The 13,425-nt window shown below is 56.8% G+C and carries 9 protein-coding genes, 3 tRNA genes and 1 pseudogene; 12 read left to right on the forward strand and 1 reads right to left on the reverse strand.

Annotated features, from left to right (window positions below):
• Positions 1-6 precede the first annotated feature (6 nt).
• From AC0V2S_RS22205 to AC0V2S_RS22215, 3 genes are all read left to right on the forward strand, one after another.
• Entirely contained in the window at positions 7-807 is an 801-nt protein-coding gene (locus AC0V2S_RS22205) for a carbohydrate ABC transporter permease (RefSeq protein ID WP_475511601.1), read from the forward strand.
• 10 nt (positions 808-817) lie between these two features.
• Entirely contained in the window at positions 818-1,090 is a 273-nt protein-coding gene (locus AC0V2S_RS22210; RefSeq protein ID WP_110614852.1) for a DUF2160 domain-containing protein, read from the forward strand.
• Between the two features lie 79 nt (positions 1,091-1,169).
• The gene (locus AC0V2S_RS22215; protein ID WP_475511602.1) at positions 1,170-2,912 is read left to right on the forward strand and encodes an ABC transporter substrate-binding protein; all 1,743 of its coding nucleotides are present in this window, start codon (positions 1,170-1,172) and stop codon (positions 2,910-2,912) included.
• A gap of 70 nt (positions 2,913-2,982) precedes the next feature.
• Here AC0V2S_RS22215 and folD read toward each other — a convergent pair whose 3' ends face one another.
• Positions 2,983-3,837 carry a bifunctional methylenetetrahydrofolate dehydrogenase/methenyltetrahydrofolate cyclohydrolase FolD gene (folD, locus tag AC0V2S_RS22220; RefSeq protein WP_475511603.1) on the reverse strand — a complete coding sequence of 285 codons (855 nt, stop codon included), beginning with the start codon at positions 3,835-3,837 and terminating at the stop codon, positions 2,983-2,985.
• Between the two features lie 187 nt (positions 3,838-4,024).
• Between folD and AC0V2S_RS22225 the strand changes: the two genes are divergently transcribed.
• The 9 genes and pseudogenes from AC0V2S_RS22225 to AC0V2S_RS22265 all read left to right on the forward strand — a co-directional run bounded on the left by AC0V2S_RS22225 (position 4,025) and on the right by AC0V2S_RS22265 (position 13,148).
• Positions 4,025-4,101, forward strand: a tRNA-Arg gene (locus tag AC0V2S_RS22225).
• A gap of 66 nt (positions 4,102-4,167) precedes the next feature.
• Positions 4,168-4,243: transfer RNA gene (locus AC0V2S_RS22230), tRNA-His, on the forward strand.
• A gap of 54 nt (positions 4,244-4,297) precedes the next feature.
• Positions 4,298-4,382, forward strand: a tRNA-Leu gene (locus AC0V2S_RS22235).
• 273 nt (positions 4,383-4,655) lie between these two features.
• Complete coding sequence (gene tig / locus AC0V2S_RS22240; RefSeq protein ID WP_475511604.1) at positions 4,656-5,966, forward strand: trigger factor; 1,311 nt, start codon at positions 4,656-4,658, stop codon at positions 5,964-5,966.
• 91 nt (positions 5,967-6,057) lie between these two features.
• Positions 6,058-6,702 carry an ATP-dependent Clp endopeptidase proteolytic subunit ClpP gene (gene clpP, locus AC0V2S_RS22245; protein ID WP_475511605.1) on the forward strand — a complete coding sequence of 215 codons (645 nt, stop codon included), beginning with the start codon at positions 6,058-6,060 and terminating at the stop codon, positions 6,700-6,702.
• Between the two features lie 103 nt (positions 6,703-6,805).
• Positions 6,806-8,085 (forward strand): annotated as a pseudogene (gene clpX, locus AC0V2S_RS22250) (ATP-dependent Clp protease ATP-binding subunit ClpX).
• 153 nt (positions 8,086-8,238) lie between these two features.
• Positions 8,239-10,635 carry an endopeptidase La gene (lon, locus tag AC0V2S_RS22255; protein WP_475511633.1) on the forward strand — a complete coding sequence of 799 codons (2,397 nt, stop codon included), beginning with the start codon at positions 8,239-8,241 and terminating at the stop codon, positions 10,633-10,635.
• A gap of 137 nt (positions 10,636-10,772) precedes the next feature.
• Positions 10,773-11,045, forward strand: a complete 273-nt coding sequence (gene hupB / locus AC0V2S_RS22260) for a nucleoid-associated protein HU-beta (RefSeq protein WP_003239952.1) — start codon at positions 10,773-10,775, stop codon at positions 11,043-11,045.
• A gap of 228 nt (positions 11,046-11,273) precedes the next feature.
• The gene (locus AC0V2S_RS22265; protein WP_475511606.1) at positions 11,274-13,148 is read left to right on the forward strand and encodes a SurA N-terminal domain-containing protein; all 1,875 of its coding nucleotides are present in this window, start codon (positions 11,274-11,276) and stop codon (positions 13,146-13,148) included.
• The last annotated feature ends 277 nt before the right edge of the window (positions 13,149-13,425 follow it).

The raw sequence follows: 13,425 nt of genomic DNA on the forward strand, positions 1-13,425 counted from the left end.
CCGACCATGACGATGCGCAAAAAAGTGGTGCTGGTGCTCTATATCCTGTTTTTGCTGGTGCCGATCTATTGGCTGCTGAACATGTCGTTCAAGACCAATAACGAGATTCTCGGCGGCCTGAGCCTGTGGCCGAGCAATTTCACCCTGGCCAACTACCACGTGATTTTCACCGACCCGAGTTGGTACAACGGCTACCTCAACTCGCTGTACTACGTGAGCCTGAACACGGTGATTTCGCTCACCGTGGCGCTGCCGGCGGCGTACGCGTTTTCCCGCTATCGCTTTCTGGGCGATAAGCACCTGTTCTTCTGGCTGCTGACCAACCGCATGGCGCCGCCAGCGGTGTTTTTGCTGCCGTTTTTCCAGCTGTATTCCTCGATTGGGCTGTTCGATACGCACATTGCCGTGGCGCTGGCGCACTGCCTGTTCAACGTGCCGTTGGCGGTGTGGATTCTTGAAGGGTTTATGTCTGGCGTGCCCAAAGAAATCGATGAAACGGCCTATATCGACGGGTACAGCTTCCCCAAATTCTTCGCCAAGATTTTTATCCCGCTGATTGGCTCGGGCATCGGCGTGACGGCGTTTTTCTGCTTCATGTTTTCGTGGGTCGAGTTGCTGCTGGCGCGCACCTTGACCTCTGTGAACGCCAAGCCGATTGCCGCGGTAATGACCCGCACTGTGTCGGCCTCGGGTATCGATTGGGGCGTGCTGGCCGCCGCCGGGGTGCTGACTATTTTGCCGGGCATGCTGGTGATCTGGTTTGTACGAAACCATGTAGCCAAGGGCTTCGCCCTGGGCCGGGTGTGAGGAGCTGACGATGGAATGGATGGCCTGGACGACCCCGACCGCCGCTTTTTTCGGCGCCATTGCCTTGCTACTGGCTGGCATGACGGTGTGGGAGCTGCGCTCGCCGTGTGTGGAGCGCCGTGGATTTCTGCCGATTGCCACCACCCGTGGCGACCGGCTGTTTATTGGTCTTCTCGGAAGCGCTTACCTGCATTTGCTGGTGATTGGCGCGACTGAATGGAGCATCTGGGTGGCGAGCGCGCTGTCCCTGGTGTGGCTGTTGGCTGTGATGCGTTGGGGGTAGCCGACGGCGGGTCGGAACTGCCGTTGTTGGCCGGCCTAGAGCGTTTGGTGTCCCACCTAATAATTACCAGGAGGTGTCTATGTTCAACAAAAACAACAAACTGCGACATAGCGTGACGTTAGCGGCGATTTTCGCCCTGAGTGGCTTGAGTGCAACGGCCTGGGCAGACGCTTACGAAGACGCGGCGAAAAAATGGATCGGCGCGGAGTTCAAGCCGTCCACCCTGACGGCCGAGCAGCAACTGGATGAGCTGAAGTGGTTTATCAAAGCCGCCGAGCCGTTCCGTGGGATGAAGATCAATGTGGTGTCGGAAACCCTCACCACCCACGAATACGAGTCCAAGGTACTGGCCAAGGCCTTTAGCGAAATCACCGGTATCGAGCTGACCCATGACCTGCTGCAAGAAGGCGACGTGGTGGAAAAACTGCAAACCCAGATGCAGTCGGACAAGAATATTTACGACGGCTGGGTAAACGACTCCGATCTGATCGGCACCCACTTTCGCTACGGCAAGACGGAATCGATCACCGACCTGATGGCCAACGAGGGTAAGAACTTCACCTCGCCGACCCTGGATCTCAAAGACTTTATCGGCATTTCGTTCACCACCGCGCCGGACGGCAAGGTGTATCAATTGCCCGATCAGCAGTTCGCCAACCTCTATTGGTTCCGCGCCGACTGGTTCGAGCGTGCCGACCTCAAGGCCAAGTTCAAAGAGAAGTACGGCTATGAGCTGGGCGTACCGGTGAACTGGTCTGCCTATGAAGACATCGCCAAGTTCTTCAGCGAAGACGTGAAGGAAATCGACGGCAAACGCGTGTACGGCCATATGGATTACGGCAAGAAAGATCCGTCGCTGGGCTGGCGCTTTACCGACGCCTGGTTCTCCATGGCCGGCGGCGGTGACAAGGGCCTGCCGAACGGCTTGCCGGTGGACGAGTGGGGCATTCGCGTAGAGGACTGCCATCCGGTGGGTTCGAGCGTCACCCGCGGCGGCGACACCAACGGCCCGGCGGCCGTGTTCGCCACACAGAAATACGTGGACTGGCTGCGCGCCTATGCGCCGCCAGAGGCGGCGGGCATGACGTTCTCCGAGTCTGGCCCGGTGCCCTCGCAGGGCAATATTGCTCAGCAAATCTTCTGGTACACCGCGTTTACCGCCGACATGACCAAACCAGGCTTGCCGGTGATGAACGCCGACGGCACGCCGAAGTGGCGTATGGCTCCGTCGCCGCGCGGCCCATATTGGGAAGAGGGCATGAAGCTGGGGTATCAGGACGTGGGTTCCTGGACCTTCCTCAAGTCCACGCCGGAGAAACAGCGTTTGGCGGCCTGGCTGTATGCGCAGTTCGTGACGTCGAAAACCGTATCGCTGAAGAAAACCATCGTGGGCCTGACGCCGATTCGTGAGTCGGATATCAACTCGCAAGCCATGACCGACCTGGCACCGAAACTGGGCGGCCTGGTGGAGTTCTACCGCAGCCCGGCCCGCGTGCAATGGACGCCGACCGGCACCAACGTGCCGGACTATCCGCGCTTGGCGCAGCTGTGGTGGAGCCATATTTCCGAAGCGGCCAGCGGCGAGAAAACCCCGCAGGAAGCGCTGGATGGCTTGGCCAAAGACCAGGACGCGATCATGACGCGGCTGGAGCGGTCGAAAGTGCAGCCGATCTGCGGTCCGAAAATGAACCCGGAAAAGGATGCGCAGTACTGGTTCGATCAGCCTGGTGCGCCTAAGCCGAAACTGGCTAACGAGAAGCCTAAAGGCGAGACCGTTAACTACAACGAGCTGTTGAAGCAGTGGGAAGCGGCGCGTAAGTAAGTAGAGTTTTTCTCGCGGCAATAAAAAACGGCACCTCGGGGGGGGCCGTTTTTTTTTGACCCTGTGGCGGTTAGTCGTGCAAGTGCTCTGCGGCGTACAGGGTGTTTTCCAGCAGGCAGGCGCGGGTCATCGGGCCTACGCCGCCCGGTACCGGCGTGATCCAACCGGCGCGGGGCAGGGCGGTGTCGTACACCACGTCGCCCACCAACTTGCCGTCTTCCTGGCGGTTGATGCCGACGTCGATGACGATGGCGCCCGGCTTGATCCACTCACCTTTAACCAGGCCCGGCTTGCCGGCGGCGACCACGACCAGATCGGCACGGCCGACGTGGCCAGCCAGGTCTTTGGTGAAGCGGTGAGTCACGGTGACGGTGCAACCGGCGAGCAGCAGCTCCATGGCCATTGGGCGACCGACGATATTGGAGGCGCCGACGATGACCGCGTCCAGGCCGTACAGATCGACGCCGGTGCTGGCCAGGAGGGTCATGATGCCCTTGGGCGTGCACGGGCGCAGCAGCGGGATACGCTGGGCCAGACGACCGATATTGAAGGGGTGGAAGCCGTCGACATCTTTGTCGGGGCGGATGCGTTCGAGCAGTTGCGAGGCGTCCAGATGTTCTGGCAGCGGCAATTGCAGGAGGATGCCATCAATGGTGGCGTCATCGTTGAGGCGGTCGATCAGCTCGCGCAGTTCGTCCTGGCCGGTGCTGGCCGGCAGGTCGTAGGCGTGGGAAAGAAAGCCGACTTCTTCGCAGTCTTTACGCTTGTGCGAAACATACACCTGCGATGCGGGATCGCTGCCTACCAGGATCACAGCCAGGCCGGGGGTACGAAAACCTTGCTCGCTGCGTTCGGCGACACGTTGGGCGATCTGCTTGCGCAGGCTAGCGGCGATCGCCTTGCCGTCGATAAGTTGTGCGGTCATGACGCTTGGTTAACCATCGGAAATGATTGAAAAAGGACGCGCATTCTCGCATGGCCGGTCGGGCGGGCAAAGGCTGGCGGTCAGCATTTTCCCGTAACTCCTTTATCTCACTGAATTTTTTACGTTTTAGTGTTGACGAGTGCAAAGCTCGTCTATAACATTCGCCCCGCTTGTCGAGCACAGCCAAGTGCCCGTAGCTCAGCTGGATAGAGCATCCGCCTTCTAAGCGGATGGTCGCAGGTTCGAGTCCTGCCGGGCACGCCATCAGGCTGTTTGGCAATACAGGCAAAGGTGTTGAAAAACATCGCAACACAGCAACAACGCTAGATGGTGGGCGTAGCTCAGTTGGTAGAGCACGGGATTGTGACTCCCGTTGTCGAGGGTTCGATCCCCTTCGTCCACCCCATATTCGAAAAGACGCCAGACCTTAACCAGTCTGGCGTCTTTGCTTCAAAGCTCCGCGGACGTGGTGGAATTGGTAGACACACTGGATTTAGGTTCCAGCGCCGCAAGGCGTGAGAGTTCGAGTCTCTCCGTCCGCACCAAATAACGCTGTTCGCGCAGCGACAGAAAAGGCAGCTCCGAAAGGGCTGCCTTTTTTGCTTTCTGGCGTTCGGTGTTTCTGTCTGGGGCGGTGCAATTCCTCCTTATATATAGAAGAAGGCGATTACCCATCTACCTCGTTATGTAGGAAATACCTGTTCGATTTAAGACTGAGTCAGTGTGTGGTGACTTCTTGAGTTTTCGCCACTAGAATGCATGCCCTTGATTCTGGGGTCGGAAACGGCCGGCTAACGTCTGTGCAACGAGGAATATCCATGCAAGTTTCTGTTGAAAATACTTCCGCTCTTGAGCGTCGTATGACCATTGGCGTTCCTGCTGAACGCATCGAGACCGAAGTAAACAAGCGTCTGCAGCAGACTGCACGCCGTGCCAAAGTCCCGGGCTTCCGCCCAGGCAAGGTGCCAATGAGCGTTATCCGTCAGCGTTACGAAGACGCTGCTCGCCAGGAAGCGCTGAGCGATCTGATCCAGGCCACCTTCTACGAAGCAGTGGTTGAGCAGAAGCTGAACCCGGCTGGCGCTCCTGCCGTAGAGCCAAAAACCTTCGAAAAAGGCAAAGACCTCGAATACGTCGCCACCTTCGAAGTGTTCCCAGAATTCCAGGTTGCTGGTTTTGACAGCATCGCCATCGAGCGCCTGGAAGCCGAAGTCGCTGATGCCGACCTCGACAACATGCTGGAAATCCTGCGTAAGCAAAACACCCGTTTCGAAACTGCTGACCGCGCCGCTCAGAAAGACGACCAGGTCAACATCGACTTCGTTGGCAAGGTTGACGGCGAAGTATTCGCTGGCGGCTCGGCCAAAGGCACTCAGCTGGTTATCGGTTCCGGCCGCATGATCCCTGGCTTCGAAGACGGTCTGGAAGGCGCCAAAGCGGGCGAAGAGCGCGTTCTGAAGCTGACTTTTCCAGCTGACTACCAGAACCTGGAATTGGCCGGCAAAGAAGCCGAGTTCACCGTTACTGTGAACAGCGTTGCCGAACCAAAACTGCCTGAGCTGAACGACGATTTCTTCTCCCTGTTCGGTATCAAGGAAGGCGGTCTGGAAGGCTTCCGTGCCGAAGTTCGCAAGAACATGGAGCGCGAACTGCGTCAGGCCATCAAGTCCAAAGTTAAAAACCAAGTAATGGAAGGCCTGCTGTCGGCCAACCCGATCGAAGTGCCAAAAGCACTGCTGAGCAACGAAGTTGACCGTCTGCGCGTACAAGCTGTGCAGCAGTTCGGTGGCAACATCAAGCCAGATCAACTGCCGGCCGAACTGTTCGAAGAGCAAGCCAAGCGTCGCGTTGTGCTGGGTCTGATCGTGGCTGAAGTGGTCAAGCAATTCGAACTCAAGCCTGACGAAGCCCGCGTTCGCGAGATGATTCAGGAAATGGCTTCGGCTTACCAAGAACCTGAGCAAGTCGTGTCCTGGTACTACAAAAACGACCAGCAACTGAACGAAGTTCGTTCGGTTGTACTGGAAGAACAAGTTGTAGATACTGTCCTGCAGAAGGCCAATGTGACCGATAAGCAGGTCTCTTACGAAGAAGCGGTCAAGCCGGCAGAAGCTCCACAAGCAGCCTGACCCCAACCGTCGTACGAGCAACCATAAGCCAGCCTTCGTGCTGGCTTATGTGTATTTGAGACATGACAAAAAGCTAGGGAGCGTCGGATACATGTCCAGTAATCCTTTTATGCCGCAAATGCATGACATCCAGGCCGCTGGTGGTCTGGTGCCTATGGTCATCGAGCAGTCCGCCCGTGGCGAACGTGCTTATGACATCTACTCCCGTCTGCTCAAAGAGCGCGTGATTTTCCTCATCGGCCCAGTAGAAGACTACATGGCCAACCTGGTGGCGGCGCAGTTGCTGTTCCTGGAAGCGGAAAACCCGGACAAAGACATTCATCTCTATATCAACTCGCCAGGCGGTTCGGTGACTGCGGGTATGTCGATTTACGACACCATGCAATTCATCAAGCCTGACGTGTCCACCATCTGCATCGGCCAAGCCTGCAGTATGGGCGCCTTGCTGCTGGCTGGCGGCGCTGCGGGCAAGCGTTACTGCCTGCCGCACTCGCGCATGATGATTCACCAGCCGCTGGGTGGCTTCCAGGGTCAGGCTTCGGATATCGAGATTCACACCCGTGAAATCCTCACCATCCGCGACCGCCTGAACCAGATTCTGGCGCACCATACCGGTCAACCGATTGACGTCATCGCCCGTGATACCGATCGCGACAACTTCATGAGTGGAGAAGTGGCGGTTAATTACGGTTTGATCGATAAGGTCCTGAGCAAGCGGGAAATGGCTGCTCAGTAAGCCTTTTGGCGGCGGTCAGTGATACACGGCCGCCTTGCGGGCTTGAAAATGCCTGCATTTGCCCTCATCTTGTGTTTCAAGCCTATCGGATTGGATTGAACGAATGACTGACACCCGCAACGGCGAGGACAACGGCAAACTGCTTTATTGCTCCTTCTGCGGCAAAAGCCAGCATGAAGTGCGCAAATTGATTGCCGGCCCCTCGGTCTTTATCTGCGACGAGTGCGTTGACCTGTGCAATGACATCATCCGCGAGGAGGTGCAGGAAGCTCAGGCGGAAAGCAGCGCTCATAAACTTCCAGCTCCCAAGGAAATCAGCACGATCCTCGATCAGTACGTGATCGGTCAGGAGCGAGCGAAGAAGGTTCTGGCGGTAGCGGTTTACAACCACTACAAACGCCTCAACCAGCGCGACAAGAAAGACGATGTCGAGCTGGGTAAAAGCAACATTCTGCTGATTGGTCCGACGGGCTCGGGTAAAACCCTGCTCGCCGAGACTTTGGCACGCCTGCTGAACGTTCCGTTCACCATCGCTGACGCCACCACACTGACCGAAGCCGGCTATGTCGGTGAGGACGTGGAAAACATCATTCAGAAGTTGCTGCAAAAATGCGATTACGACGTAGAGAAGGCCCAGATGGGTATTGTCTACATCGACGAAATCGACAAGATTTCGCGCAAATCCGATAACCCGTCGATTACTCGCGATGTTTCCGGTGAGGGCGTGCAACAAGCCTTGCTGAAATTGATCGAAGGTACGGTCGCTTCGGTTCCGCCCCAAGGCGGTCGCAAGCACCCGCAGCAGGAATTCCTGCAGGTCGATACGCGCAACATCCTGTTTATTTGCGGTGGTGCGTTCTCGGGTCTCGAGAAAGTGATTCAAGGTCGTTCGGCCAAAGGCGGCATCGGCTTCAACGCCGAAGTGCGCAGTATCGACCTGGGCAAAAAAGTGGGCGAGTCGTTGCGTCAGGTTGAGCCTGATGACTTGGTCAAGTTCGGTTTGATTCCGGAGTTTGTGGGCCGCTTGCCGGTTATCGCAACCTTGGACGAGCTGGACGAAGCTGCGCTGATGCAGATTCTGACTGAGCCAAAAACGCGCTGACCAAGCAATACGCCAAGCTGTTCGAAATGGAAGGCGTGGACCTGGAATTCCGTCCGGATGCCCTCAAGTCTGTCGCTCACCGTGCCCTGGAGCGCAAAACAGGCGCTCGTGGCCTGCGTTCCATTCTGGAAGGCGTTTTGCTCGACACCATGTACGAAATCCCGTCGCAATCTGACGTGAGCAAAGTGGTGATCGATGAAAGCGTGATTGCCGGCACCTCCAAGCCGTTGCTGATTTACGAAAACAGCGAGCCGCCTGCGAAGGCCGCGCCAGACGCGTAAAACACGGTTGTCACATGTTGAAAGCAAGGGGCCTGCGGGCCCCTTTGCTTTTCCTGCGTCAACGCTTGTTTTTTGTTTTGGCTGCCCCCATCTTAGGTCCAAGGGTATTTCCCACCTGTTTACGGCCGAATGGCCGCCGTAGAGCTGAAAATCATGAAGACAACAGTCGAATTGCCTCTCTTGCCACTGCGTGATGTCGTGGTTTACCCACATATGGTGATCCCGCTGTTCGTGGGGCGCGAAAAATCCATCGAGGCTTTAGAAGCTGCGATGACGGGCGACAAGCAGATTCTGCTGGTTGCTCAGAAGAATCCTGCAGATGATGATCCTGCCGAAGACGCTCTCTATCGCGTCGGCACCGTCGCCACTGTTTTGCAATTGCTGAAACTCCCCGATGGCACCGTCAAGGTGCTGGTCGAAGGCGAGCAACGTGGCTCCATCGAGAGTTTCACCGAAGTCGACGGCCACTGCCGCGCGCAGGTGGCCTTGATCGAAGAAGTAGACGCCGCCGAACGCGAGTCCGAAGTCTTCACTCGCAGTCTGCTTAGCCAGTTCGAACAGTACGTGCAGTTGGGCAAAAAAGTCCCGGCTGAAGTGCTGTCTTCGCTCAACAGCATTGATGAGCCAAGCCGCCTCGTGGACACCATGGCCGCGCACATGGCGCTGAAAATCGAGCAGAAGCAGGAAATCCTCGAAATCACCGAGCTGGCCCAGCGTGTTGAGCACGTATTGGCGCTGCTGGATGCCGAGATTGATTTGCTCCAGGTCGAGAAGCGTATTCGCGGCCGTGTGAAAAAGCAGATGGAGCGCAGTCAACGCGAGTACTACCTGAATGAGCAGATGAAGGCCATTCAGAAAGAACTCGGCGATGGCGATGAGGGGCATAACGAACTGGACGAGCTGAAAAAGCGCGTCGAGAACGCCGGCCTCACCAAAGAAGCCCACACAAAAGCGCAGGCTGAGCTGAACAAGCTCAAGCAGATGTCGCCGATGTCGGCCGAAGCCACCGTGGTGCGTTCCTACATCGATTGGCTGGTTAACGTGCCATGGAAAGCCGAGAGCAAGGTGCGTCTGGACCTGGCCAAAGCTGAAGATATTCTCGATGCCGATCACTACGGTCTGGACGAGGTCAAGGAGCGCATCCTTGAGTACCTCGCCGTGCAAAAGCGCGTTAAAAAAGTCAAAGGCCCGGTACTCTGCCTGGTAGGCCCGCCTGGTGTCGGTAAAACCTCGTTAGCTGAATCAATCGCCCATGCTACCAACCGCAAGTTCGTGCGGATGGCGTTGGGTGGTGTGCGCGATGAAGCGGAAATCCGCGGTCACCGTCGTACCTATATCGGTTCGATGCCGGGTCGTCTGATTCAGAAAATGACCAAGGTTGGCGTACGCAACCCGCTCTTCTTGCTTGATGAAATCGACAAGATGGGCCAGGACATGCGCGGTGATCCCGCGTCGGCGTTGCTGGAGGTGCTCGATCCTGAGCAGAACCACAACTTCAACGACCACTATCTGGAGGTCGATTACGACCTTTCAGACGTGATGTTCCTCTGCACCGCGAACTCCATGAACATTCCGGCACCGCTGCTGGACCGTATGGAAGTCATCCGTCTGCCCGGTTACACCGAAGACGAGAAGGTCAACATTGCGGTCAAGTACCTCGCATCGAAACAGCTGCAGGCCAATGGTCTGAAGAAGGGCGAGTTGGAGTTCGAAGACGCGGCCATTCGCGACATGATCCGTTACTACACCCGTGAAGCGGGCGTGCGCAGCCTCGAGCGACAAATCGCCAAAGTGTGCCGCAAGGCGGTGAAAGAACACTTCCGCGAGAAGCGCATGAAGGTGCAGGTAGCGGCTGATTCGCTCGAGCATTTCCTCGGTGTGAGCAAATATCGCTACGGTCTGGCCGAGCAACAGGACCAAATTGGTCAGGTTACCGGTTTGGCCTGGACGCAAGTGGGCGGTGAATTGCTGACCATCGAAGCGGCTGTTGTTCCGGGTAAAGGGCAACTTATCAAGACCGGTTCGTTGGGCGATGTGATGGTCGAATCCATCACTGCGGCACTGACTGTTGTGCGCAGTCGGGCCAAGAGCCTGGGTGTCGCTCTGGACTTCCACGAGAAGCGCGACATCCATATCCACATGCCGGAAGGGGCGACCCCTAAAGATGGCCCCAGCGCTGGCGTTGGCATGTGTACGGCCCTGGTTTCAGCCCTCACTCAGATCCCGGTTCGCGCCGATGTGGCAATGACCGGTGAAATCACTTTGCGGGGGCAGGTTCTTGCCATCGGCGGCCTGAAGGAAAAACTTCTGGCAGCGCATCGCGGTGGAATCAAGATCGTGATTATTCCCGAAGAGAACGTTCGTGATCTGAAAGAGATTCCGGAGAATATTAAAGCCGACCTGCAGATTAAACCGGTTAAATGGATTGACGAGGTCCTGCAAATTGCGCTGCAATACGCCCCGGAGCCCTTGCCCGATGCGGCTCCGGAGATGGTTGCAAAGGATGACAAACGCGAGACTGATTCCAAGGAGCGAATTAGCACGCATTAGCCGGGGGGCTTCCTTGACACATTTTTAGAGCCCTTGTTATAAAGCGGCTCTTCTTGTGCCAAATGGCCTTCCAGCACCGTTTTTGCTTTCACCCAAAAATTAAGAAATAAACTCAAACAGGAATAAGGGGACTTAGAGTGAACAAGTCGGAACTGATTGATGCTATCGCCGCATCTGCTGATATCCCGAAAGCTGTAGCTGGCCGTGCGCTGGACGCAGTAATCGAATCCGTAACTGGCGCTCTCAAGGCTGGTGATTCGGTTGTACTGGTAGGCTTCGGTACTTTCGCTGTTAAAGAACGTGCTGCTCGTACTGGCCGTAACCCACAGACTGGTAAGCCGATCAGCATCGCTGCTGCTAAGATCCCAGGCTTCAAAGCCGGTAAAGCTCTGAAAGACGCCGTTAACTAAGCGTCTTTTGGTTTTGCCCACCTCGATCAGCTTCAACACTGATCGAGTCGCGAGGCGGTAGAGCAGGGTCGGTTAGCTTACAGACCCAACGCTCAGAGAGGCTCCACCGGAGCCTTAATCGCCCCGCCAGCTACGAGAAGGCGCATCCTCGGATGCGCCTTTCTTCTATCCGGATTCTACCCACGCTCCACGGCCGCTTATTTCAGTACGGTCGTTTCTGGGGGACGCATGCTGCAGAACATCAGGGACAATTCACAAGGCTGGATTGCCAAGACCATTATCGGTGTCATTGTTGCCTTGATGGCATTCACAGGCATCGAGGCTATTTTCACCTCGCAGAGCACCAAGCAACAGGCTGCCAAGGTCAACGGTGAAGAAGTCAGCCAGAACGAACTGAGCCAGGCAATGGAAGCCCAGCGCCGCCAGTTGATGCAACGCCTCGGTAAAGATTTCGACGCTTCCTTGCTGGACGACAAACTGCTGCGTGAAGCGGCGTTGAAAGGTTTGATCGAACGCAAGCTGCTGCTGCAAAGCACCAAAGATGCCCACTTCGCTTTCTCCCAGCCGGCTCTGGATCAGTTGATTCTGAACACCCCCGAGTTCCAGGTTGACGGCAAATTCAACTCCGATCGTTTCGACCAGGTTATTCGTCAGATGGGCCATACCCGTCTGCAATTCCGTCAGATGCTCGAGCAGGAAATGCTTATCGGCCAACTGCGCGCAGGCGTATCCGGCAGCGGCTTCGTGACCGATGAAGAAGTGCAGAACTTTGCCCGTCTGGAAAAACAGACCCGCGATTTCGCCACCCTGACTCTCAAGGCCGATCCGCAAGCGGTGAAGCTGTCTGACGATGAAATCAAGGCGTACTACGACGAGAACGCCAGCCAGTTCATGAGCCCTGAGCAGGTTGTGCTCGACTACATCGAACTGAAGAAAGATGCGTTCTTCAGCAAGGTCGACGTCAAGGACGAAGACCTGCAGGCGGCGTATCAGAAAGAAATCGCCAACCTCGCCGAGCAGCGTGAAGCCGCGCATATCCTCATCGAAGTGAACGACAAGCAGACCGACGCCCAGGCCAAAGCCAAGATCGATGAGATCAAGGCCCGTCTGGATAAAGGCGAAGACTTTGCCAAGCTGGCCAAGGAAGTTTCGGAAGATCCGGGCTCCAAGGCTAACGGCGGCGACCTCGGCTATGCGGGCAAGGGTGTCTACGACCCAGCCTTCGAAGAGGCGTTGTACGCCTTGGACAAAGGTGCTGTATCGGCTCCGGTTCGCAGCAGCTTCGGCTGGCATGTCATCAAGTTGCTGGGTGTGCAGGCACCGGAGGTTCCGACCTTCGCCAGCCTGAAAGAAAAACTCACTCGCGATCTGAAAACTGCCCAGGTTGAGCAGAAGTTCGTTGAGGCCAGCAAGGCGCTGGAAGACTCCGCGTTCGAAGCATCCGATCTCAGCCAGCCGGCGCAAGAGCAAGGCTTGCAAGTGCAGACCACTGCACCATTCGGTCGTGAAGGCGGCGAAGGTCTGACCGCTAACCGCCAAGTGCTGCAAGCTGCATTCAGCCCTGAAGTGCTGGAAGAAGGCTCGAACAGCGGTGCCATCGAGCTGGATCCGGACACCGTGCTGATCGTGCGCGTCAAAGAGCACAAGAAGCCTGAGCAGCAGCCGCTGGAAAAAGTGACCGCCGCTATCCGCGATCACCTGATTCAACTGCGTGCCGCTGAAGCCGTTGAAGCCAAGGGCAAGGCGTTGCTGGCGGATCTGCGCGACGGCAAAACGCCGGTTGCTCAGGCCAAAGGCGAGCCAGGCTGGAAAGTGGTTGAAGCGGCTACCCGTAGCCAGGAAGGCATTGAGCCGTCCGTGCTGCAGGCGCTGTTCCGCATGAGCAAGCCAGAAGCTGCTGACAAGGCCACCTTCACCGGTGTGACCCTGGCCAACGGCGACTACGTGGTTATTCAGCTCAAGGGCGTCAGCGAGCCGAAAGAAGGGCTGAGCGAAGAAGACAAGGCGATGTACCGTCGTTTCCTCGCTTCGCGCAGTGGCCAGCAAGACTTCGCGGCGTTCCGCGCCGAGCTGGAATCCAAAGCGAAAATCGAACGTTACTGATAGTCGATTAACGCCCACAAAAAACCCCGCCCAGTGCGGGGTTTTTTGTGGGCGTTAATCGACTTGTCGGCTTCCGGGTCGTCGGCCATGCGGCGTTGAAAGCCGACTTTAAATGCTCACGTACTCAAGTACGCTGCGCTTTAAAGCCGACTTTCGCCTGACTCGCTGGCGCTCGCCCTGCGGGCCAGCCTACGGCTGTTACTCCCGATGGTCGTTGGTCCTGACCTTAGCCCCGAAACCCTCGACTGAGTTACGGCCGCAAACGTAAGAGCAAGAG

The sequence above is a fragment of the Pseudomonas sp. CC11G genome (assembly GCF_056174845.1).